Source organism: Paenibacillus sp. BR1-192, assembly GCF_029542445.1.
GTDB classification, from domain to species: Bacteria; Bacillota; Bacilli; order Paenibacillales; family Paenibacillaceae; genus Paenibacillus_AQ; species Paenibacillus_AQ lautus_A.
Map to the genome: position 1 here is coordinate 1,590,091 of NZ_CP120718.1, position 22,414 is coordinate 1,612,504.

15 protein-coding genes and 1 pseudogene are annotated in these 22,414 nt (G+C 53.3%); 13 read left to right on the forward strand and 3 right to left on the reverse strand.

From position 1 onward, the window contains the following. Positions 1–5 precede the first annotated feature (5 nt). The 10 genes and pseudogenes from P0X86_RS06765 (at position 6) to P0X86_RS06810 (ending at position 12,883) form a co-directional block, all read left to right on the forward strand. Entirely contained in the window at positions 6–1,469 is a 1,464-nt protein-coding gene (locus tag P0X86_RS06765) for a gluconolactonase (RefSeq protein WP_277748177.1), read from the forward strand. Then, entirely contained in the window at positions 1,450–2,070 is a 621-nt protein-coding gene (locus P0X86_RS06770) for a Yip1 family protein (protein ID WP_096775185.1), read from the forward strand. Before P0X86_RS06765 ends, P0X86_RS06770 begins: the two co-directional genes overlap by 20 nt. A 7-nt stretch (positions 2,071–2,077) precedes the next feature. Then, a complete protein-coding gene (locus tag P0X86_RS06775; protein ID WP_277748178.1) occupies positions 2,078–4,660 on the forward strand; it encodes a DUF5696 domain-containing protein in 2,583 nt (860 codons plus the stop codon). Further along, positions 4,657–5,556 carry a carbohydrate ABC transporter permease gene (locus P0X86_RS06780; protein WP_009589745.1) on the forward strand — a complete coding sequence of 300 codons (900 nt, stop codon included), beginning with the start codon at positions 4,657–4,659 and terminating at the stop codon, positions 5,554–5,556. Before P0X86_RS06775 ends, P0X86_RS06780 begins: the two co-directional genes overlap by 4 nt. Before the next feature lie 49 nt (positions 5,557–5,605). After that, positions 5,606–6,602, forward strand: a pseudogene (locus tag P0X86_RS06785) (carbohydrate ABC transporter permease). A gap of 176 nt (positions 6,603–6,778) precedes the next feature. Continuing rightward, positions 6,779–7,795 carry a glycosyl hydrolase gene (locus tag P0X86_RS06790; protein ID WP_277748179.1) on the forward strand — a complete coding sequence of 339 codons (1,017 nt, stop codon included), beginning with the start codon at positions 6,779–6,781 and terminating at the stop codon, positions 7,793–7,795. Between the two features lie 160 nt (positions 7,796–7,955). Next, entirely contained in the window at positions 7,956–10,514 is a 2,559-nt protein-coding gene (locus tag P0X86_RS06795) for a glycoside hydrolase family 2 protein (RefSeq protein WP_277748180.1), read from the forward strand. A gap of 142 nt (positions 10,515–10,656) precedes the next feature. Beyond that, on the forward strand, positions 10,657–11,088 hold the full coding sequence (locus tag P0X86_RS06800) for an HTH domain-containing protein (RefSeq protein WP_235613217.1): 432 nt from the start codon (positions 10,657–10,659) through the stop codon (positions 11,086–11,088). A gap of 35 nt (positions 11,089–11,123) precedes the next feature. Then, complete coding sequence (locus P0X86_RS06805) at positions 11,124–11,990, forward strand: IS3 family transposase (RefSeq protein WP_231888093.1); 867 nt, start codon at positions 11,124–11,126, stop codon at positions 11,988–11,990. Positions 11,991–12,340: 350 nt separating this feature from the next. Continuing rightward, positions 12,341–12,883, forward strand: a complete 543-nt coding sequence (locus tag P0X86_RS06810) for an alpha/beta fold hydrolase (RefSeq protein WP_277748181.1) — start codon at positions 12,341–12,343, stop codon at positions 12,881–12,883. A gap of 377 nt (positions 12,884–13,260) precedes the next feature. Here the strand turns inward: P0X86_RS06810 and P0X86_RS06815 are convergent, their stop codons facing one another. The 3 genes from P0X86_RS06815 to P0X86_RS06825 all read right to left on the reverse strand — a co-directional run bounded on the left by P0X86_RS06815 (position 13,261) and on the right by P0X86_RS06825 (position 18,126). After that, the gene (locus P0X86_RS06815; RefSeq protein ID WP_213580437.1) at positions 13,261–15,081 is read right to left on the reverse strand and encodes an ABC transporter substrate-binding protein; all 1,821 of its coding nucleotides are present in this window, start codon (positions 15,079–15,081) and stop codon (positions 13,261–13,263) included. Between the two features lie 80 nt (positions 15,082–15,161). Further along, on the reverse strand, positions 15,162–16,670 hold the full coding sequence (locus P0X86_RS06820; protein ID WP_096775193.1) for an ABC transporter permease: 1,509 nt from the start codon (positions 16,668–16,670) through the stop codon (positions 15,162–15,164). 13 nt (positions 16,671–16,683) lie between these two features. Next, the gene (locus tag P0X86_RS06825) at positions 16,684–18,126 is read right to left on the reverse strand and encodes an ABC transporter permease (RefSeq protein ID WP_277748182.1); all 1,443 of its coding nucleotides are present in this window, start codon (positions 18,124–18,126) and stop codon (positions 16,684–16,686) included. Between the two features lie 145 nt (positions 18,127–18,271). On the opposite strand from P0X86_RS06825, the gene P0X86_RS06830 reads away from it, so the two are divergent. The 3 genes from P0X86_RS06830 to P0X86_RS06840 all read left to right on the forward strand — a co-directional run bounded on the left by P0X86_RS06830 (position 18,272) and on the right by P0X86_RS06840 (position 22,303). Continuing rightward, complete coding sequence (locus tag P0X86_RS06830; RefSeq protein ID WP_213580438.1) at positions 18,272–20,014, forward strand: ABC transporter ATP-binding protein; 1,743 nt, start codon at positions 18,272–18,274, stop codon at positions 20,012–20,014. 210 nt (positions 20,015–20,224) lie between these two features. Further along, positions 20,225–20,860 carry an SGNH/GDSL hydrolase family protein gene (locus tag P0X86_RS06835; RefSeq protein WP_009589707.1) on the forward strand — a complete coding sequence of 212 codons (636 nt, stop codon included), beginning with the start codon at positions 20,225–20,227 and terminating at the stop codon, positions 20,858–20,860. Positions 20,861–21,181: 321 nt separating this feature from the next. Beyond that, positions 21,182–22,303, forward strand: a complete 1,122-nt coding sequence (locus P0X86_RS06840; RefSeq protein ID WP_012819362.1) for a sugar ABC transporter substrate-binding protein — start codon at positions 21,182–21,184, stop codon at positions 22,301–22,303. Positions 22,304–22,414 lie beyond the last annotated feature (111 nt).

The following is a 22,414-nucleotide window of genomic DNA, read 5'->3' on the forward strand; positions in this document are numbered from 1 at the left end:
ATCAGATGTCAGCGAAAAAATGGTTGCTAACTCTCGCGGCGGCCTCCCTGCTGCTTACCGGCCTAATGCCGGGGAGCGTCTCCGCCAGTGCTCCGTACGAGAGCTATATCTACAATTATTGGGAGGAAACGGTTGCCGTGTCTGCCGCTTATTTGCCGGAACGCGCCGTTACGGGGAAGGAGCTGGGCATTGGGGATTTTTTGGATCCGAGCGATATGCATGTGTCGGAAGCCAGAAACGTCTACGTGCTGGACAGCGGCAACAAACGGATCGTCGTCCTGGACGACACGTGGAACGTGATCCGTGTGATTGATTCTTTCATGAACGAAGGGAAAGAGGACGGTTTTGCAAATCCTGCCGGCATCTTCATTGACGGGGATGAGCAAATCTATGTCGCGGATACGGACCATCAACGGGTTGTCGTGTTGACGACGGAAGGGTCGCTTGTCCGCATCATGGAGCAGCCGGAGTCGGATGTGCTGCCACAAGGCTTTCAATTCATTCCCCTGAAAGTAGCGGTGGATGAAGCCAAACGGGTATTCGTTGTCGCCCGCGGCGTTTACGAAGGCATTATGCAGTTCGAGGAGGACGGTACCTTTCTCGGGTACGTCGGAACGATTAAGGTAAAGCGCGATTATGGCGATTATTTCTGGAGATTGGTATCGACGAACGCGCAGAAAGCCCAGATGAGACTGTTCATCCCGACCGAGTTCTCCAATCTGGATATGGACGGCAAGGGGTTCGTCTATGCCACGAATATTGACGTCGGATCCAGGGAACCGATGAAACGCCTCAATCCGTCGGGAGAGGATGTGTTAAAGCGCTTCGGCTACTTTCCGGTTGCGGGAGATATTTATTATCGAAGAACGGTGGGGCCATCCAAGTTCGTTGATATTAAGGTGCTCGGCGACGGGATGTACAGCGCGCTGGACTCTACCCAAGGTCGCGTCTTCACATACGACGAGACCGGCAATCTGCTGTTCGTATACGGCGGCATCGGGAATCAGCTGGGCCTATTTAAGACGCCGGCGGCGATTGAACGGCTTGGGGACCGTCAGCTTGTGCTGGACCGGGGAAAGGCAAGCATCATCATGTTCGAGCCGACCGAGTTTGGGAAGCAGGTTAACCTTGCCGTCCGCCATCATTACCGGGGAGAAGACGCGGAGGCGGAGAGTTACTGGGAACGGGTTCTTCAGCTCAATGCGAACTATGACATCGCTTATATCGGCATCGGGAAAGCGAAGCTCATGAAGGGGGAGAACAAGGAAGCCCTTAAGTATTTTGAACTGGGCATGGACCGCAAGAATTATTCCGTGGCGTATAAACGATATCGCAGGGAGGTCATGAAGGAGCATTTCGGCACCTTTTTATCGGCAGGGACCGGGGGCCTGCTGCTCTACGCGGTCTATAGAACGGTAAGAACCCGAAAGCAGAGGAGGGCAGGAAAGCATGAAGCAGGACTATCTTAAATTCCCCCTTCATTTGATCGTTCACCCCTTCGACGGATATTGGGACCTGAAGTATGAAAACCGGGGGCGGCTCGGTGTCGCTTATCTCGTATTGGCGCTCGTGGTCATTGCCATGATTCTGCAGCGGCAGTATGCGGGATTTCTGGTCAACTACAATGATCCGCGGACGCTGAGCAGCATCGACGAACTGATATTTATCGTCCTCCCGTTCTTCCTGTGGTGCGTCTCCAACTGGTCGGTCACCACGCTCATGGGCGGTGAAGGGAAGTTTAAGGAGATCGTGATGGCCAGCGCATATGCCCTCATTCCGATGGTTCTGATCTATCCGCCCATGACGCTGGCGAGCCGGTTCATGGTCCAGGAAGAGACCGTGTTCTATTATCTGCTAACGACGGTAGCAGCGATCTGGTTTATCGGGCTGCTCTTTGTCGGCACGATGACGGTCCACCAATACTCGGCCGGCAAAACGGTCGTCACGATGTTACTGAGCCTGATCGTCATGGGCATTATCGTATTTCTGGGCACGCTCGTCCTGAGCATGCTGCAGCAGATTTACACGTTCGTTGTCAACGTTTACCGAGAGATCATTTTCAGGCAATAAGGAGGCCGTGGGCCGTGAAAAAAGAAAATGGCTGTACACGGTGCTTGCATGTACCGTTATTACGTGCATGGCTGCGGGCTTTCTGATCTACGTGAACCGGGGAGCGCCGGCGGTCGACGTCGCTGCGTACAGTGCTGCGGCGACCGAGACGGCGCAGGGCAGGGAGCTCTCCGCCCTGAACGATTTGACAGGCGGCGTGCCCGGCATGGATCTGGTAGCGGAAACGGAGGCGCTTGCGCTGTACTACCATCCGGACACGACCGAGGTCGCGGTGCGGGATAAGCGGAGCGATACGGTATGGTACAGCAATCCGCCAGACCGGATGGAGGATGGAATTGCTTCGCCTTTCGAGAAAGAAGTGCTGTCTTCGCAATTGACGCTGACGTTCCGGGATGGGATCGGCACGCTTGAGACTTATCCGAATTATACGTGGAGCGTGATGAACGGGAACTATACGGCGGAAGCCTTGGACAACGGCGTTCGCGTCACGTATACGCTGGGAGATGTCTCGCTCGGGATCGACGCCTTGCCGAAATACATCTCGCAGGACCGGCTGCAGGAGAAGGTGGTCAGCAAGCTGGATGCGTCATTGGCCAGATACGTGCAGGCCCGGTATTACCCCATGAAGGATAACCCTGCGATGCTGGAGCGCCTGGACGACCAGATCAAGAAAGAGCTGGTTCTGAAAAAAATGCTGGGCGCTTTCGAGCAGGCGGGCTACACCGCGGAGGATCTTGCCTATGATAACGAAGCGGGCGGAGGAGCCGCCGCAAGCGCCTCTTCGAAGCCGCAGTTCAAGATTCCGCTCGAATACCGGCTGGAAGAGGATTCGCTTGTCGTTACGATACCGCTTGACCAGGTAACGGAAAGCGAGAGTCACCGCCTGCGCAGCGTGGAGCTGCTTCGCTATTTCGGCGCGGCGGGAACGAAGGCCGAGGGTTATATGCTGGTGCCGGACGGCAGCGGCAGCCTGATCCACCTGAATAACGGCAAAGTGAAGGAAGAACAGTACGTGCAGCGCATATACGGCACCGATCCGAATCATAACAGCAGCAGCCGCGGACAGGTGGCCGAGCAGGCGCGGATGCCCGTATTCGGCATGAAGAACGGGGACGGCGGCTGGTTTGCCGTGATTGAAGAAGGCGACGCCATCGCGAGCGTGTCAGCGGACATTGGCGGGAAGCAGAATTCGTACAATCATGTATTCAGCAGCTTTGCCGTGCGCGGCGAGGATATGCTGGAGCTTTACACCGGAAGTACGGTGCAGGAAATCCAGCTGTTGAATGACAAGCTGTACAACGGGAAGCTGTCCGTCAAATACCGTTTCCTGTCCGGCGAAGAGGCCAGCTACTCCGGCATGGCCCGCTTGTATCAGGAAACGCTTGCGAAGGAAAACAAGCTGGTTCCCCTGGAAGAAGCGGAGGGCATTCCGTTCTATCTCGATATGCTGGGAAGCGTGGATAAACGGAGATCTTTTCTGGGCGTACCGTATGATGCCGTCGTCTCGATGACCACCTTCGAGCAGGCAGGCGAGATCGCCGCTCTTCTGAACGGCGAGGGCATCGCCAATCTCCGAATGCGTTATCTCGGCTGGTTTGGCCAAGGCGTCCATCACAAAACCCCGGTGAAGGTAAAGACGGACAGCGTTGTCGGAAACGCCGCCGAGCTTAAGGCACTATCCAAGCAATTGCAGGACGCCGGCGGCGGGCTGTATCCGGATGTTGCCTTCCAGCATGTCTACCATGACGATGGGGCGTTTACGCCGTCATCCGATGCCTCCCGTTTCGTAACCAGGGAAACGGCAGCGCTGCATCCGTATGACCGGAACACGAACCGGATGAACTCGTATTACGGAACGTACAACCTGATGTCGCCGGCGAAGCTTCCCTATTACGTGGACCGATTCACAGGGCAATATGAACGGTTTGGCATGGGGGCCGTGTCATTGCGGGACCTGGGCGATGTCCTGAGCTCCGATTACCGGGTGCAGCGGGTGGTTTTCCGGGAAACCGCGAAGTTTATCGTGACCGATCAGCTGAAGGTGCTGCACGAGGCATACCCGGATACGATGGTTTCCGGTGCCAATGCTTACAGCTGGCCATATGCAGGCCACGTGCTCGATGTCCCGGCGTCGAGCAGCGGATTTGGGCTGACGGATGAAGCCGTGCCGTTTTATCAAATGGTCATTCACGGCTACCTGGATTATGCGGGAGCAGCGGTCAATAACCTGAATGAACAACATTTGCGCAAAGCGCTCCTGCAGTCGCTGGAATTGGGAACGGCTCCGCATTTCCTATGGTCTTATGAACAAAGCTCGAAGCTGAAGTATACGCGTTTCGATGACATGTACTCCACGCATTACAAGGATTGGTTCGAAGAAGCGGTTTCCTTGTACCACGAGCTAAACGAGGTGCTGGCGCCGATCCGGACGCAGCGAATGGTGGAGCATAAGCGGCATGAAGACGGCGTGGTGGAAGTAAGGTACGAGAACGGCGCCTCGATTCTGATCAATTATACCGATCAAGCGGTTGATGTTAACGGGGTCCTAGTGGAACCGCAAAATTACGCTGTAGGTGGTGACCGGGCATGAAAATGAGATTGTCCCTGACTCAGAAAAGATCCATGCTCGGCCTCCTCTTCATCGCGCCATGGCTGATCGGCTTTATCTTTTTGTTTGCCGGGCCTCTGTTTCAGTCCATTTTGTTCAGCTTCAGTAAATTGAACATCTCTCCCACGGGCTATGAGCTGGAGCCGGTAGGTTGGAGCAATTTCAACACCGCGCTGTTCGTGGACGCGAACTTCAACCGGATCCTGACGGAATCGATACTGGGCATGGTGGTGGACGTTCCGCTGATCTTGTTTTTCAGTCTGTTCTCGGCCGTTCTGCTGAATCAGAAATTCCGGGGGAGAGCCCTTGCGAGAGCGATCTTCTTCCTGCCGGTCATCCTGGCGTCAGGCGCGATTTCGGCAGCGGAAACCTCGGGTCTGATCAATCTGGTCGGAAATGCGACGGTGGCGGAGGAGCTTGGGCAAGCCTCCGGGCAGTTCAACGTGCTATCGATGGTGCGCATCTTGTCCGAAGCCGGATTTCCCATTACCGTAACCGAGTACATTATCGGGGCGGTCATGAGGATCTACGATATTATCAGCAGCTCGGGCGTGCAGATTCTGATCTTTCTTGCCGCCCTGCAGGCCGTCCCTGGCTCGATGTACGAGGTCGCGAAGATAGAAGGGGCTACCGCTTATGAATCGTTCTGGAAAATCACCTTTCCGATGGTGAGCCCGCTCATCCTGACGAACATGATTTATACCATCATCGATTCGTTCGCGGACAGCACCGTGACCCGAACGATTTATGAGACGGCCTTCAAAACGCAGAATTTCGGGCTCAGTGCCGCGATGGCGTGGCTGTATACCATCGTTATCAGCTTGCTGCTGGTGTTGATGGGAATCATCGTCTCAAGGAAAACCTTTTATCAAAACTAATGGCAAAGAGATTCCTGACTGACGGGTGCAGGAAAAAAAGGAGGTCCTTATGGCATCGATTCGGGATCGCTCGGACGAAACGGCTCAGGAACGACTGAACCGGTTCAAGAACAAGGCGCTGCCGATTCTGTGGTCAGTGTTCCGCTATCTGCTGATCATCGGCATCACATTCATCATCATCTATCCGATCATCACCAAATTCTCGATCGCGTTCAAAGACAAACAGGATATTTATAACCCGACGATTTACATGATTCCGGTGCATTTCACATTGGATAATTTCAAGATCGTGCTCGACCTGCTGGATTATTGGCCGCTGCTGCTGAACACGATGATTTACGTATTCATCACGATGCTGCTGACCACGGTGTCGACGGCGCTTGCCGGGTATGGCTTTGCAAGGTTCACCTTTCCGGGAAGCAATCTGCTGTTCGGCCTGGTGGTGCTGACGATCCTGATCCCGATGAGCACGCTGATGGTGCCGATGTATTTGCATTTCCGCAGCTTTGACATTCTGGGACTGGTTCACTTGTTTTCCGGAAAAAGAGGGCATCAACCTGCTGAACAGCTACTGGCCATCGATCATTACATCGGCCACGGCCACCGGGCTTAAGGCCGGACTGTTCATTTATATCTTCCGCCAATTTTTCCGGGGGCTGCCGAAGGAGATTGAGGAGGCGGCGCTGATTGACGGGGCAGGCGGGATTAAGACGTTTTTTGCGATCATGCTTCCCAATGCGATTCCGCCGCTCATTACGGTGACGCTGTTCTCGTTCGTCTGGCAGTATAACGACACCTTCTATACCTCGCTCTTTATGAGCGAACAGTCCCTCATGCCGCTGAAAATCGCTTCGCTGCCGGCGGACGCCAACCAGTTTCTCCCGGCTCTGATGGGGCTCGGCTCATCGGCCAAGGCCGATCCGAACTATGTGGCGCTTGTGGTGGATACGGGGATATTGCTGGCCATTCTGCCGCTGATCGGATTGTATCTGTTCGTGCAGCGCCATTTTGTGGAGAGCGTGGAGCGTACGGGGGTTGTCGGGTAGAGGCTGCTGCAGGGCAGGTGCAATCCCGAAGAATGCGTAACATGCCGCAGGACAGATGTTGTGCTTGCCTGATTAGATATGCCGCAGGAATCGGGCTGTGCCATTGGGTGTGACGGATGGAGGAAATGTGTAGAATCTTTCATCCATAAAGCAATTACAGGATAGGAGTGAATCGCATGACAAAAGCAAACAGCAGCCGTTATGAGGTCCGGCCGGACTTGATCAACCCGGCCGCTTCGAATGAAGCGAAACGGTTAATGGGTTATCTGTGCAGCATTTACGGCAAGCGGATGCTGACCGGGCAGCAGATTGGCGTTGTGTCAACGCCGGAGTTCGAGATGATCCGCGAGGTCACGGGAAAATACCCGGCCGTCGGCGGGTTCGATTTCATGAATTACTCCCCATCCCGGGTGGAGCGCGGAGCCGAGCGTCAAGATACGGATCTGGCGATGAAGTGGTGGGACCGCGGCGGGATCGTCACCTTTTGCTGGCATTGGAATGCCCCGAAGGATCTGATCGATTTGCCGCCGGACCGGACTTGGGGCCGAGGCTTTTATACCAATGCGACAACCTTTGATATCGCAGGGGCGATGTCGGAGCCTTCGTCGGAAGAGTACGGCCTTATCATCCGGGATATCGATGCGATCGCTGCCGAGCTCAAGCGTCTGCAGGATGCCGGCATTCCGGTGCTGTGGAGACCGCTTCACGAGGCATCGGGCGGATGGTTCTGGTGGGGGGCCAAAGGCCCCGAGCCTTGCATCGCGCTTTGGAAGCTGATGTACGAGCGCATGACGCATCACCACGAATTGAACAACCTGATCTGGGTATGGAACGGGCAGCACAAGGATTGGTATCCGGGCGATTCCTACGTCGATATCATCGGGGAGGACATTTATCCGCCTGCCCGGGATTACGGCTCGCAATCCGAGCGGTTCCGCACCGCTGCATCGTATACGGATGCGGCAAAAATCATTGCCCTGACCGAGAACGGTGTCATACCCGACCCCGATCTCATGCAGGAGGACGGATGCCCGTGGGCATGGAATTGCACATGGTATGGAAACTTTGTGTTCACAGGGGAAGGAAATAACCGGAGGTATTCAGAAGAGTATACGGATGAGTTGCAGCTGATCCGTACCTATCATCATCCGTTTACGGTCACGCTGGATGAACTTCCGGATCTGAAAGGCTGACGGCTTGATCTGTAAGGCATGCCAATTATAGGCCGCTGCCGCTCGCCGGGAAGCTGATCGTAGCGTGGAGAACGAGCTGAAGTGCGAAAAAAGTCACGTCTGTATGAGGTATGACCCGAACCGCATCAAAATCAATATATAGAGATGGAGAGAGACGATCATGAATTTTAACGTTATGACTTTAAATCAATGGAAATTCAAGGCTTGCGACGAATCCGAGTGGCTTCCGGCCCAGGTGCCGGGCTGCGTTCATACCGACCTGCTGAAGAATGGCATCATCCCCGATCCCTTCTACGGGACGAATGAGCATGACCTGCAGTGGATCGATAAGAAGGATTGGGAATATGAGACGTCATTTGATTTGGATTCGAATCTGAGCGCACAATCCCGCATCGAACTCGTATTCGACGGATTGGATACCTACGCGGACGTGTTCGTGAACGGGGCCAAGGTGCTTTCCGCCGATAATATGTTTCGTTCATGGCGGATCGATGTGAAATCACAGCTCAAGGATTCGGGAAATGTGATGAAGATCCGCTTCCGTTCCCCTATCCAGGAGGATCTGCCGAAGCTTGAGAAGCTCGGATATCCGCTGCCTGCTTCGAATGACCAGTCCGAGGTTGGCGGGATGGGCGACCAGAAAGTGAGTATTTTTGCCCGAAAAGCGCCTTATCACTACGGCTGGGATTGGGGGCCGCGTTTCGTGACCAGCGGGATCTGGCGGGAGGCCAGGCTCGAGGCTTGGTCCGAACTCAGGCTGGATGATTTGTTTATTCGCCAGGATGAGGTTACGGAAGAAATGGCCAGGGTTACGGCCGTTGCCACCATTGCAGCGGAGCAAGCTTGGCAAGGCGTGCTTCGGGTAAGTGCGGGCGGCCAGACATGGGAACAGGATGTTCGGCTGGAAGAAGGCCGTCATTCGGTTGAATTGAGCCTTGAACTTGCCGAGCCGAAGCTGTGGTGGTGCCGCGGCCTGGGCGAGGCCCATCTCTATTCGTTCCATGCCGAGCTGGCGGAAGCGGAACGGACCGTTGCGGAGAAAAAGGTTCGAACCGGCCTGCGCAGCGTCAAGCTGGTACGGGAGCAGGATAGCCGCGGCACTTCCTTTTACATCGAGCTCAACGGCACGCCTGTGTTTGCCAAGGGAGCGAACCATATTCCGAACGACAGCTTCATAACGGAAGTGACGGCGGAACGCTATCGCCATGAAATCGCGTCCGCTGCGGAATCGAACATGAATATGCTGCGCGTATGGGGCGGCGGTATTTATGAAGAAGACGTCTTTTACGATCTGTGTGATGAATACGGGCTCATGGTATGGCAGGATTTCATGTTTGCTTGCAGCATGTATCCAGGCGACGAGGCGTTTCTGGAGAACGTTCGGCTGGAAGCGGAGGAGAACCTGGTCCGTCTGCGGAATCACCCGAGCATCGTGCTCTGGTGCGGCAACAACGAGATTGATTCCGCTTGGGCGCACTATGAAGAGAAGGGCGGCTGGGGCTGGAAGCAGGACTATACCGAGGAGCTCCGCGAAAAGATCTGGAGCGACTACGAAAAGATATTCCACGAAATTCTTCCTGAGGCCGTAACCGGTTATGCTCCGGGAGCGGAGTATTGGCCTTCCTCCCCGCTGGTATCGCTCAGCCATGACAAGGAGCAGCATGCCAATCCTTCCACAACGAGCGGGGATATTCATTACTGGGGCGTGTGGCATAACACGGAGCCGTTTGACAACTACAACGTTTACGTCGGCCGATTTATGAGCGAATACGGGTTCCAGTCCTTCCCGGAACCGAAAACGGTGCGGACATATGCGGAAGATCGCGATATGGAGCTGGAGTCGAAGGTCATGCTGGCTCATCAGAAGAACGGTGCCGGCAACCGCTTGATCAAGAGTTACATGGATCAATATTATAACGAGCCGAAGGATTTCGAGGCTTTCCTGTACATGAGCCAGATCCAGCAGGCCGAAGCGATGAAGACGGCGATCGAAGCCCACCGCCGCAACAAGCCGTATTGCATGGGCACGCTGTATTGGCAGATGAACGACTGCTGGCCGGTCGCTTCGTGGGCAGGCATGGATTACCTCGGCAGATGGAAGGCGCTGCAGTACGCGGCCAAGCGCTGCTTCCGGGATGTCAGTCTCTCGGTCGAATCCAAGGAACAGGAGATTCGGGTTCATCTCGTATCCGATATTTCAGAAGCGGTCCAGGGCACGCTGAAGGTTCAGTTATTCGATTTTAACGGAAAAGAGCTCTATGGATCCGAGCAGCCGATCCGTGCGGAAGAGCAAGCGTCGCTCGTTGTATTCCGGGCTGCGGCCGATGAGCTGCTCCGCGGACATGATCCATCCGAGGTCGTACTGGTGGCGCAATGGCTTCAGGATGGGGTCGTGGTTGACAGCAAAACATTCTATTTCGTGAATGACAAGCATCTTCGTCTGCACAGTCCGGCCATCAGCGTAAAAGAAGTCGAAGGAAGCGATGGCACGGCGTTTGTGCTGGAGAGCAACGTGCTTGCCCGCCACGTATGGCTGTCCGCCGAAGAGGAAGGCTTCTACAGTGATAACTTCTTTGACCTGATTCCGGGCATCCCGGTGACCGTATCCTTCAGCCGCCGAGATAACGGAGAGCAGGCATTTGTACCAGGCAAGCCGGGCCGGGCCGAGGTTCGGTCCATGGCCGATTGCATCGATCCGTCAATGGTGCTGACCGTGTAATTCATCCTGCAATCAATCGCTAAAAAGAGCCGCCCCTACAACCGATTTGAACTGTGACCCATAAGATGGACACTTTGAAAAAAGTGACTTCTTGTGGGTCATTTGTGTTTTAATCAAGGTATGTGACGAGGAGTGATACGAAATGGGGAAGTTGAAACGGGTACTCTTTACCGAGGAGCAAATGAGGAAGCTTGAGGAGAATCCAAACGTACATCATGTGACCGAGGCGGCCATTACATACACACCTGCATTCAAGCTGGAGGCGCTGAAAGCCTACAAGCAGGGGCAGACACCTTCAGAAATCTTTATTCGTGCCGGCTTCGACCTGGACATTATTGGTCATAAGAAGCCCAAAGACAGCTTAAAACGGTGGCGTGAAACCTTCGAGCTGTACGGTGAGGAAGGATTGGCTACAGAGCGGCGCGGTAAGAGCAGTACAGGGCGCAAGCCAGCCGGTCAGTTGTCAGCAGAAGAAGAATTGAAACGGGCTAGGGCCCAGATCAAACTGCTTGAAGCTCAAGTGGACATGCTAAAAAAGCTCGAAGCGCTCGAGCGGCAGAAGAAGAAACGCTGACGCCCTCTGAGCGCTATGAGATCATAAATCGCACCATTCGGGCATATGCCCTGAAACGAATGACACGCTATCTGTGCGAACTCGTGGAAGTAAGTCCAAGCGGCTATTACAGGTGGCTGGGAGCGGAAGAAGATCGTGAACTTCGTGCGGCTGCGGACGAGCAGGACATCCTTCTCATCAAGCAGCACTTTGACGCGCTTTGCGGCAAAGCAGGTGCGCTTGTGATTAAGATGCGGCTGGAACAGATAAGCGGCGTTGTCATGAACCACAAGAAGATTCGCCGACTTATGGGAAAGGCAGGTTTGGTGGCCGTAATCCGTCAGGCGAACCCCTACCGCAAGATGGCTAAGGCAACTCAAGAGCACAAGACATGCCCGAACCTGCTGAAGAGAAAGTTTGACCAAGGTGAACCTGAGAAAGTGTTTCTCACTGACATCACTTATTTGCGCTATGGAAGCGGACGCTGGGCATACCTTTCCTGTGTGAAGGACGGGGCGACCAGGCAGATCCTTGCCGACAGCGTGGCAGCAACACTCGAGCTTCCGATTGTCGAGCGGACAATACAGGGTCTTTTAGAGCGATTAGATGGAAACATTCATCCAGAAGCGATCCTGCACTCCGACCAAGGGATGCACTACACGCATCCTAAAACTCGTCTTCTTATGGCTGAGGCAGGATTTAAGCAGTCGATGTCGCGCAAAGGCAATTGCTGGGACAACGCTCCCATGGAATCATTCTTCGGTCACTTGAAAGACGACGTTGATTTTAGCGATTGCCAAACTATTGATGAAGTGAGAGTGCGAGTGAAGGAGTACATAAGCTACTACAACTCAGAACGATACCAGTGGACATTAAAAAAGATGACCCCCGATGAATTCAGAGGTCATCTGCTTGCTAGCTAAGCTCTAGGCGGTTTATTTCAAACTGTCCACAAACTGGGTCACAGTTCAATTCCGGTGCAGGGGCGGCTTTGTTAGTCTTTAATGGAGCCAAGAATTTGATACTGAAACGGCTAACCATTTCTTTGTCGGCTTCATCATAAGCCGGGGATCCCGGGCGGCGACACTTTGATATCGACATACCTTTATTCTGTGATAAAGGGTATGCCGTGAGTTTCTGATACAGGTCGGATGGGGTCAGATGTCAGCAAACGAAAAGAAGTCCGGTATGCTGCTATCAGTTATTCTAGGTTGGTACACATCCTGTTGGACATGCTCATACCCATAAGCAAAGATCAGGAAGGAGACGGATCATGAAAAAACAAGTTTTGTTCATTCATAGTGCCGGCCCGCAAGGCAACCGCCAAGGAAGCAGCGGCTTGATCGACCATTTACAAGAGCAGCTCGGTGAAGCTTATCATGTCTTATCTCCCGGCATGCCGGATTCGGATTACGCTTTGTGGAAAGCGCAGATTGCCAATGAAATCAAGGCATTGGATGGGGAGGTGCTGCTGGTAGGTCATTCCCTCGGCGGTTCCATTCTGTTGAAATACCTCTCGGAAGAAGACGGGCAGCTAACCGTCTCTGGACTGTTTTTGATCGCCGCCCCTTATTGGGGCAAAGACGACGATTGGCAAAACGAAGAATATGCGTTATCCGATTCATTTGTTTCCAAGCTGCCGCATCTCCAGAACCTATATCTATATCACAGCCGACACGATCCAGTAGTACCGTTCGCGCATGCTCAGCACTACGCGAAGCAGCTTCCCCAGGCCGTCACCCGGGCATACGAGGGCGACGATCACTACTTCCGCGAGGGCTTGCCCGAGCTTGTGGACGATATCAAGCGTATATAAAAAAGGGCTGACAGTAGCTGCGGCGCGGCTGATCTTTCGTCCTTTTAAATGGTTTATGTGAAGCGCATCGAAGCACAAGCCTGTGATGCCCTCTACTTAAAAGTACTGCTTCAGCGGAGAAGGCGGAATGATTCTGGAGAAGCGAAGCGGGCTCCTTTGCCACCGGATTTCTACATTTAGAAAATCCATTCATGGAAATCTGGGGGCAACAGAGATCGGAAGAATCATCCGCATGCGGAGCGATGCAAAAAAACAGCCAGAGCGATGCAGAAGAATTTCTCACTCCCATTGCGATGTTATGGGAGCAAGAAGTGGCGCATATAAACCTCCATCAAAAAAAGACGACATCAGCTTTTCGCTAATGTCGTCCTCTTTTTTTACTTGCTCGCTTTATATGCGTTCAAGAATTCCTTCACCTTCGCCGGATCGGCTACCAGCTCGTTGCCGGTTTTGACGATTGGGCTGACGGTGGAGTAGGCTTTGATTTTGTTGTTGTTGTAGTAGGCCAGGATTTCATCCTGGTTGATCGAGTAAAGCACCGCTCTTCTCAGATCGTCGCTTGTTGCCACATCGCGGTTCTTCGTGTTGAACAGCAAGTAGGATACGGCATTGCTTTCGATCGTTTGCAGCTTCAGCTTGCCGTCGCCTTTCACTACGTCGTATTTCGTTTCCGGCACGCCGTAGTACAGGTGGATTTCGCCGCTGCGCAGTGCGGAGAGCGTGCTGTCCGCATCTTTGATAAAGCGTACTTTCACTTGCTCGATTTTCGGTTCGTGCTCCGTGCCCTTCATGTAGCCAGGGTTTTTGAAGAAGGTGGCTTCATAGTCATTCTTGGAAGACAGGATATACGGACCGCTCGCATACAGTGTGTTGTTGTATTTATCGCCTTCGGTTACGGTGTTCTGGTCGCCGTAAGGGATGTCTTTGTTCACGTCGAATTTCTCAACGTCATACGTATTGATGGATTCAACTTGCTTCTTCGATACGATACCGGCCGATTGGTGAGCCAGGTAGTTCAATACTTGCGGGAACGGCTCGGTTGTCGTCAATTTGACGACTTGGTATTTGCCGTCTTTCGTGCTTGCTTGATTCTTGTCGCCCACGAGAGAAGCGATCTTGGTATCCAAGCCGGCTTCCAGCGCTTCCTTGACGCTTTCGCTGCCGCCGGAAACCTTGGTGTTTTCCAGTACGCTCAGGTCGGTTACGGCTTCAACGGTGTTGATGTGCTCGTGAAGCGTGTAGGTACGATGATCAGGCACCGAATTTTTGTCTTTCGCTCTGTTCATGGAGAAGATGACATCGTCCGCGCCTACGCGTTCGCCGGAATCTTCCGCTTTTTTGTTCGTGATTTTTGCAAAGTTAATGTCGTCTCTAAGAATGAAGTAGTACTCCGAGTTGCCTTCGCCGATGGCATGGTTATAAGACAGCGAGCCTTCGGACGTGATCTTGTCATCATCGGTCAGGTTGATCAGACGTACGTTCATGTTGGTGTTGATGATGTTAATGGAACCGTCGTTGCCCTTGATCGGGTCAAGCGAAGTCAGTTCAGAGATCGATTGGGACAGAATCAGCGGCTGCGTCGCACGCTTGGATTGGTCTTTGAAATCAACGGCTTCCCAAGGCAGGGAACGGGATTTCGAAAGACGAACGGAATTCTCGTCCAGCACATCCTTGTTGAACGCTTGGCTCTTCAGGGAGATGTACAATGGAGCGATGTAAGCTTTGTCCGTTACCAGACGTTGTTCCAGCTGCTTGTAAGTCTGAGCGGCGTCTTCCGGCGTTTGCGTGGCCGCTTGGTCGATCAGCTTGTCCACTTCCTCGTCGGACATGATGCTGTAGTCGCCGCCGGTTTTGAACAGGGAACGAACGGCATAGTCAGGGTTACCCGTTACGGTTGTCCAGCTGGACAGCGCGATGTCGTAATTGCCGGCATCCTGCTGTGCCTTGAAGCTGCCGTAGTCCGGCTGCAGATTCAGCTTCACGTTGAAGCCGTTCTTGGTGAGCTGGTCGCGAATGATGTTGACATCGGATTCGTTAGAGCTCATGCCAAGCAGCTCAATATTAACAGCGGATGTGTCTGTAGCTGTATCCGCTGGTTCTTGCTGATTTTGCTGTGCATCATCTTTGGTTGTTACGTTGCATCCGGCCAGTACGATGACTAGCGAGAGGAACAATAACAGCAAGGAACTCTTTTTCATTGGTGATACCCTCCTGAGTTGTATATATATATAAAATATTTTTTGAAACCAACGTTAGTGTGCCCAGGGCACGAAAAGCTTTAATCCAGCTTCGGATCGAGCGCATCCCGCAATCCGTCGCCCAGAAAGTTGAAGGACAGGACAAGCGCGATGATGGCCAGACCCGGATAAATGGCCAAGTAGGAATGCGTCTCAAGATACGTGCTTCCGATCTTCAGGATATTCCCCCATTCCGGGATATGCGGCTCGACGCCGAGACCCAGATAACTCAAGCTGCTCGTCGAGATGACGGCTGCACCAATGGTTAACGTCGATTTGACGATCATGGGCGCGAGCGAGTTGGGAACGATATGCTTGAAAATGATCGAAAAATTGCTCGAGCCGAAAGCTCTGGCCGCATCGACGTACTCAAAGGTGGAGACCAGGAGCACATTCGCCCTCATGGTTCTTGCATAAGTCGGTATAGCTCCTACGCTGAGCGCCAGAATGAGGTTGACGGTATTGGCTCCGAATGCGGCAATGATCGCAATGGCGAGCAGGATGCCCGGAATGGCGTACAGCACGTCCAGCAATCGCATGATGACGTTGTCGGTATGGCGTCCATAGTAGCCGGAGACGGCACCGAGAATGCCGCCGATGACAACCGGAATCGCCGTAGAAGCGAATCCGACGATCAGCGAGATGCGGGCCCCGAATACGATCCGGGAGAACAAATCCCGGCCGAAGTTATCCGTACCGAAGGGGTATGCCAGGCTTGGCGGCTGCAGGATGGCGCTGTAGTTGTTATCGATCGCAATGCTGTAATCGAAGGTAAACAGACTGGTCACCGACAGGCAGAACAGGAAGATCACGAAGAACAGTCCGGACATGGCCGTCGAATTGGCAGTAAGCTTTACCCATACGTCGCCCCAGCGGGTCATCGCGGGATTGCCGTTCTTGCGGATCTTCGCAAGCAGGTTGATGCCGAGCACCAGAGCAAAAATATTGCCCGTTGCCGCAGTCAGAATGATCGGAAAAGCAAGCCAGGTCAATGCCGGATGCGCATAATTCGATTTTACGTACCTGGCAACGAGGATAAGCGCGATCAGCTGAACGACGGCTATAACCAGAAGCACGGCCATGGCCGGCAGGAACGTATTCGAGACGTAAGGCTTGAACAGATTCAGCGCCGATATCGCGATGGCGAACAGCTGGGTTAGCAGCATGTAAACGGCAATCGTATATTCGGGAGGCTTCTGTTTTTTGATCAGATTGAAACCGAACGTGACGGTAAACAGATTCCCCGTAACGATGCTCAGCAGCTGAACGTAACCCAGGATCCTGGTCGAGCGCCGGATTTCTCCGTCCCTTTGAAGATCCCTTCGGATCAGCAGCGTAATGATGATCTGTATGATCGTAAACAGTGCATATGCCGCAAAGGCGGTGAACACCCACGGTTTGATGGTTCCCCCAGTGAAATCAAAGCTGTTCAGAAGCAGGATCACCGTTAAGGTCAGAGAGATAACCCATGTGAAGCTGGCTTGACTGTACTCGTGTGAGGATTTCAGCTGGTGTTTGGTTTCTGGTTTGAAAAGAAGCTTCTTAATCATGAGTACACCTGCTTTAGTATTGTTTCATCTTGGACCTGATCCGTGGATCGAAGAATGCGTACAAGATATCGATGATGACGTTCACCAGCGATATGGTGATGGCGGTGTAAACCACGCCGCCCATGATGGCCGGGATGTCAGGGATAAATTGTTTATCCACGATGTAGCTGCCGATACCGCTGATGTTGAATACCTTCTCCGTAACGGCGGAACCGCCGAGCATCCCGCCGAACTGAAGCCCGATGACGGTAATGATCGGAATGATGGCATTGCGGACAGCATGCTTCATCAGAATGGTGCGCTTGCCCAGCCCCTTCGCTCTGGCTGTGATCATATAATCTTCATTAATGACTTCCAGCGTGGAGGAGCGCGTCATTCGGGCCACCGAAGCGGTAAGTCCCGTCCCGAGCACGATCACCGGCATGATCATGGACAGCCAGTTCTCCGGATTGAAGGTGGCGGGCAGCCACTGCAGCTTGATCGAGAAATTCAGGATGAAGATCAGTCCCTGCCAGAAGTTCGGAATGGACAGCCCGATCAGCGCGATGAACATAAACGTATAGTCAAAGAACGAATTCGGTCTCGTGGCCGAGATAATCCCGATCGGCAATGCGATCGCAATCGCGATGATCAACGAAATGACCGTAAGCGTCAGCGTGATCGGAAACTTTCTGGCGATGCTGGAGGTAATCTCTTCGTTGCCCGAGAAGGATTTGCCGAGATCGAAATAGGCGATGCCTTTAATGTTGTTCCACAGCTGCGTCAGATAGCCCTGATCGAGTCCGTGCATTTTGTTGAAAGCCGCGATCTGTTCCGGCGTTGCCGTCTCGCCCAATATGTTGGCCGCGGGGTTAAACGGCGACAAGTGAAGAATCGTAAAGACGAGAACCGCTACGCCAAAGATAACGAATACCGTCATCACGAGTCTCTCCAAAATATATTTCAGATAGGGATTGCTGTACAAAAAAATAAGGATGTACATCAGCAAGCCCGGAATAAGTGATATAATGAAGAACAACGGGTTCTCGATGAGAGAACCGAACGTATCGGCCAGAGTCAGCCGTTTGCGATTGTTCAGCTTCAGGTCCTTGGCGGTCCGATCCTTGAGGACTTCACGGAACCTTGCCTCTGCGATCTTGTCGACTTCCTGCTTGAGCTGAGCCTCGCTGATCTTTTGCTTGAAAAACTCATGCTTGCGTTTCTGCTGCTCCATCATCTCGGAGCGAAGGGCCTCCAGATATCCGGCGGCCAGCATCTCGCTGCGTATGCGGTTCTCAGCCGCCGCGTAGTCATCCTTCTTTCTCTGGACCAAATAAAATAGGAAGACCACGAGATTCACGGGCGCTCCCAATAATAATAGTAAGTATCTATAAGAAGGATTCAGAAGGATCTTACTGTATGTGCTGCTTATCGAACTTATGAGTCTGTTTGGTCTTGCTGCTTCTGTCCCCCCCATAAGGTGCCTTTCCTCCTTGTTTCAAATTGCATTATTCCGAGTGATATAGTATATTTTATTTTAGCCTATTTTAAAAGTCAATAGATTATAAGAGTTGTAGAGTATATTACTTTAATGACATAAGCATAATGGCAGGTGAGCAGAGTTGGAACCGATATTGCAGGTTAAAAATTTGAGCGTGGCCTTTCAATCCCGTGATTCAGAATTTCACGCGGTGCGTGGGGTCAGCTTTGAAGTGAGGAAAGGGGAGACTCTCGGTATCGTCGGAGAATCCGGGAGCGGCAAAAGCGTCACGGCACGCTCGATCATGCGGCTGCTGCCTTCCCCGCCTTCTTATATGAAGGATGGAGAGATCCTGTTCCTTGGCCAGAACCTGGCCGAGAAAACCGAGAAGGAGATGGAGAGCATCCGGGGACGCGATATCGGGATGATTTTTCAAGACCCGATGACCTCGTTGAACCCGACCATCCGCATCGGGGAACAAATATCGGAAAGTCTGGTCAAACACCAGAAGCTGTCCAAGCAGGAAGCGAAGCAGCAGGCGCTTGACATGCTCAAGCTGGTCGGCATCCCGAACAGCGAAGCGCGGTATAATCAATACCCGCACGAGTTCTCGGGCGGCATGCGGCAGCGGGTGATGATCGCCATCGCCCTGGCGTGCCGACCTGCGCTGCTGATTGCGGACGAGCCGACGACGGCGCTTGACGTAACGATTCAGGCCCAAATCCTCAATCTGATGAAAAATATGCAGGAGCGCTTCGGTTCCTCCATTATATTGATCACGCACGATCTCGGCGTTGTGGCGGGCATGTGCGACCGCGTGGCCGTGATGAAAGACGGCGTGATCGTGGAGACGGGAACGACGGAGGAGATCTTCGAGAATCCTCAGCATCCCTATACCTTGAAGCTGTTAAACGCGCTACCGCGCCTCGACGAGAAGAAGAAAGCGAAGCCGGCGCCGATCATCGTGCCAAGCACGGATTACAAAGGACCGCTGTTAGAGGTGAAATCCCTGAAGCAGTATTTTGATATGGGCAAAGGGAATGTGCTTAAAGCGGTGAATGATATCAGCTTTCATATTCAGGCGGGGGAGACCCTCGGGGTCGTCGGCGAATCCGGCAGCGGAAAATCAACGACGGGACGAGCCATCCTTCGACTTCATCAGCCGACGGGCGGAGAAGTGCTGTATCAAGGGATGTCCGTGAATCGCCTCTCCCCTTCGGAAATGAAGGCCATGCGGCGCCATATGCAGATGATCTTCCAGGATCCGTATGCTTCGCTGAATCCCAGATTGAAGGTCGTGGACATTATCGGCGAAGCGCTGGATGTCCATAAGTTAACCGGCAGCAAGCAGGAGCGGAAGAAGCGGGTCGAGGAGCTGCTGGATATGGTCGGACTGGATCCGGCTTATGCGACGCGCTACCCGCACGAGTTCTCCGGCGGCCAGCGCCAACGGATCGGGATTGCGCGGGCGCTGGCGGTAGAGCCGAAATTCATCGTGTGCGATGAGCCGCTCTCCGCGCTCGACGTGTCGATCCAATCGCAGATCGTGAAGCTGCTGGAGGAGCTTCAGCACCGTCTGGGCTTGACCTATCTGTTCATTGCCCACGACCTGTCGATGGTGAAGCATATCAGCGACCGCGTTGCCGTTATGTATATGGGCAAGATCGTCGAACTCGCGGAAAGCGAGGAGCTCTACTCCAATCCGCAGCATGATTATACGAAGTCCTTGCTCGCGGCGATTCCGGTGCCCGATCCGAAGATCGAATCCAAGAAGAAACGGGTCCTGCTGGAAGAACGCACCGGAGAGGATAAATATAATCTGGAGCATTCCGAGCTTGTGGAAGTATCGGAAGGCCACTGGGTGGCCATGCCGACCGGAGCCTAATTGAATAATAGAACCTGTCCTGACCCGGAGTCGGGGCAGGTTTTTTTATCCAAAAAAATCGATCCGAATTGGCGATTTGCAGTGCTCATAAAAAGGAATTGAGCCCTGCACGGCAAATATTTAAATGTTAGGAAGCGTTCTCACGATACATGAGCCTACGAATTTCCAAGTGTACGCACAATAGCAACATACCGATGAGGAGGAAGTGGAATGAATCGTTTGCAGCAAGGGGATGTCGTATTATTTCAAGGGGACAGCATTACGGATTGCGGTCGCGACCGCAACTTTTCCGGCAGCTTGGGGAACGGCTACCCGCTATTGATCGACTCGTTGTTCGGCATGAAATTTCCTGAGTTGAACGTTACCTTTTTGAATAGAGGGATCAGCGGAAACCGGGTCGTCGACTTGAATAACAGATGGCAGGAGGATTGCCTGGACCTGAAGCCGGACTGGGTATCCATCTATATCGGAATCAACGACACTTGGCGCCGATATGATAGCGGGGACCCGACAAGCACCGAGGATTATAAAGCCGGGTACCGCAAATTGATCGAACGGACGAAAGAAGCGCTGGACGCCAAGCTGATTCTGGTCGAACCGTTCGTGCTGCCTCATCCGGAGGATCGGAGAGCCTGGCGCGAGGATCTGGATCCGAAAATCACGGCGGTCCGCGAATTGGCGGTGGAATACGGTGCCCTCCTGGTGCCGCTGGACGGATTGTTCGCAGCGGCGTCGGTGCGGCGCGAAGCTGCCTTCTGGGCGCCGGACGGCGTGCATCCGTCACCGGCCGGACACGGCCTGATCGCGAAGGCATGGCTCGAAACGATGGGCGTTTCTCTAGGGTAACGCTTTACGGTTGGTCTTAGAGCTGAAGCTGGAAGCAACAAACGCTGGATGCACGGAATCCGTGCTCCTAATGGAAAGAGATCGGGCGCGAATGTCGTGCCCGATCTCTTTTTTTCAATGAGAATAGCTATAGGTATGAAATATGGGTTCATGGCTGCCGATACAATTAGAAATGTTAGAAATCACTTTCATTTTTTTTGCGTATGTGGTGTAATGCATTAAAGCGAAAAAATAATGGTTGACGCCTCCTTTTAAATCCTATAGGATTACTTGTATTAATTAATATTCGTCTTTTTTACGGAAAACAGGGGGAGAGAGAACATGAAAGCCATGAAACATGTAAGGAAATTATCGGCGCTGGCGCTGGCGTTTGTGATCGTATTGACCGGATGCGCCGAATCGGGCAGCGGCGGCGGCAGCGCGTCGGGCAATCTGGCGGACAAGGTCGAGAACCTGCCGGCAGGCATTGCCGAGAAGGATCCGGTGAAATTGATGGTCGTTCGGAAAATCGGAGGCGATGACCACACGGCTCAATTTTTGGCTGGGGCGAAGCAGGAAGGCGAGGCTCTCGGGTTTAAGGTGGATACCTTCTCGGCGAATGGAGACTCCGCTAAATTCCATGACGCGATCGCGCAAGCCATTGACAGCGACTACGATGGATTTATCATATCGCATGGCGACGATCCTGCATCGGTTCAGGACGTGAAGAAGATTACCGAAAAGGGAATTCCGGTCGTCACCTTCGACTCCTTGCCGGAGATCGGTGACATTGCAGGGGTAACCCAGACATCGCAGGATGACGAGCAGCTCGCAAAGCTGGCGTTGGACAAGCTGATTGAAGAGCAAGGGCCGGAGGCCAACATCGTTTACCTCTGGGTAGACGGATTCCCGCCGATGGTGCGTCGTAATGCCGTATACCAGGAAACGCTGAAGAACAACCCGGGCATCAAGGAAGTGGAGCGTTTCGGCGTAGCAAGTGACCAGACTTCCTTGGAAACGCAAAATGCGGTATCCGCTATCCTGACGAAATATCCGAAGGGCGAAATCGATGCAATCTTCGCAACCTGGGATGCATTCGCCATCGGCGCTGCCAGAGCGCTGGAGGAAGCGGGACGCAGCGAGGTTAAGATTTACGGCATCGACGTATCCAACGCGGACCTGGAGCTGATCCAGAAACCGGACAGCCCTTGGGTGGCTACCGCAGCCGTAGATCCGAAGATGATCGGCGCCATCAACGTTCGTTTGCTGGCTAAGAAGATTGCAGGCGAGGAAACGCCTGCTACGTATAATCTGGAGCCTGTATTGATCGAGCGCTCCGGCCTTGAGGGTGCTACTGAAGCGGTCAACATGGTTAATTTGGCCGATATTATCCCGAGCTGGGGAACAAGCACGGAATTCGAAGAGGACTGGATGAAGGCATTGAAAGAAGCAGGCGGCAAATAAACAGCAATATTCATACAGGCGCTCTTGTCGGTCATCGATAGGGGCGCCCTATCCTATTTGAAGGGAAGAATACACTTGCGAAGCGTGATGGAGCCAACAACTGCCAGCTCG

Coding starts and splice junctions, on each gene's coding strand:
- P0X86_RS06765 (WP_277748177.1), top strand. CDS start 6: ATGTCAGCGAAAAAATGGTTGCTAACTCTCGCGGCGGCCTCCCTGCTG.
- P0X86_RS06770 (WP_096775185.1), top strand. CDS start 1,450: ATGAAGCAGGACTATCTTAAATTCCCCCTTCATTTGATCGTTCACCCC.
- P0X86_RS06780 (WP_009589745.1), top strand. CDS start 4,657: ATGAAAATGAGATTGTCCCTGACTCAGAAAAGATCCATGCTCGGCCTC.
- P0X86_RS06790 (WP_277748179.1), top strand. CDS start 6,779: ATGACAAAAGCAAACAGCAGCCGTTATGAGGTCCGGCCGGACTTGATC.
- P0X86_RS06795 (WP_277748180.1), top strand. CDS start 7,956: ATGAATTTTAACGTTATGACTTTAAATCAATGGAAATTCAAGGCTTGC.
- P0X86_RS06800 (WP_235613217.1), top strand. CDS start 10,657: ATGGGGAAGTTGAAACGGGTACTCTTTACCGAGGAGCAAATGAGGAAG.
- P0X86_RS06810 (WP_277748181.1), top strand. CDS start 12,341: ATGAAAAAACAAGTTTTGTTCATTCATAGTGCCGGCCCGCAAGGCAAC.
- P0X86_RS06815 (WP_213580437.1), bottom strand. CDS start 15,081: ATGAAAAAGAGTTCCTTGCTGTTATTGTTCCTCTCGCTAGTCATCGTA.
- P0X86_RS06820 (WP_096775193.1), bottom strand. CDS start 16,670: ATGATTAAGAAGCTTCTTTTCAAACCAGAAACCAAACACCAGCTGAAA.
- P0X86_RS06825 (WP_277748182.1), bottom strand. CDS start 18,126: ATGGGGGGGACAGAAGCAGCAAGACCAAACAGACTCATAAGTTCGATA.
- P0X86_RS06835 (WP_009589707.1), top strand. CDS start 20,225: ATGAATCGTTTGCAGCAAGGGGATGTCGTATTATTTCAAGGGGACAGC.
- P0X86_RS06840 (WP_012819362.1), top strand. CDS start 21,182: ATGAAAGCCATGAAACATGTAAGGAAATTATCGGCGCTGGCGCTGGCG.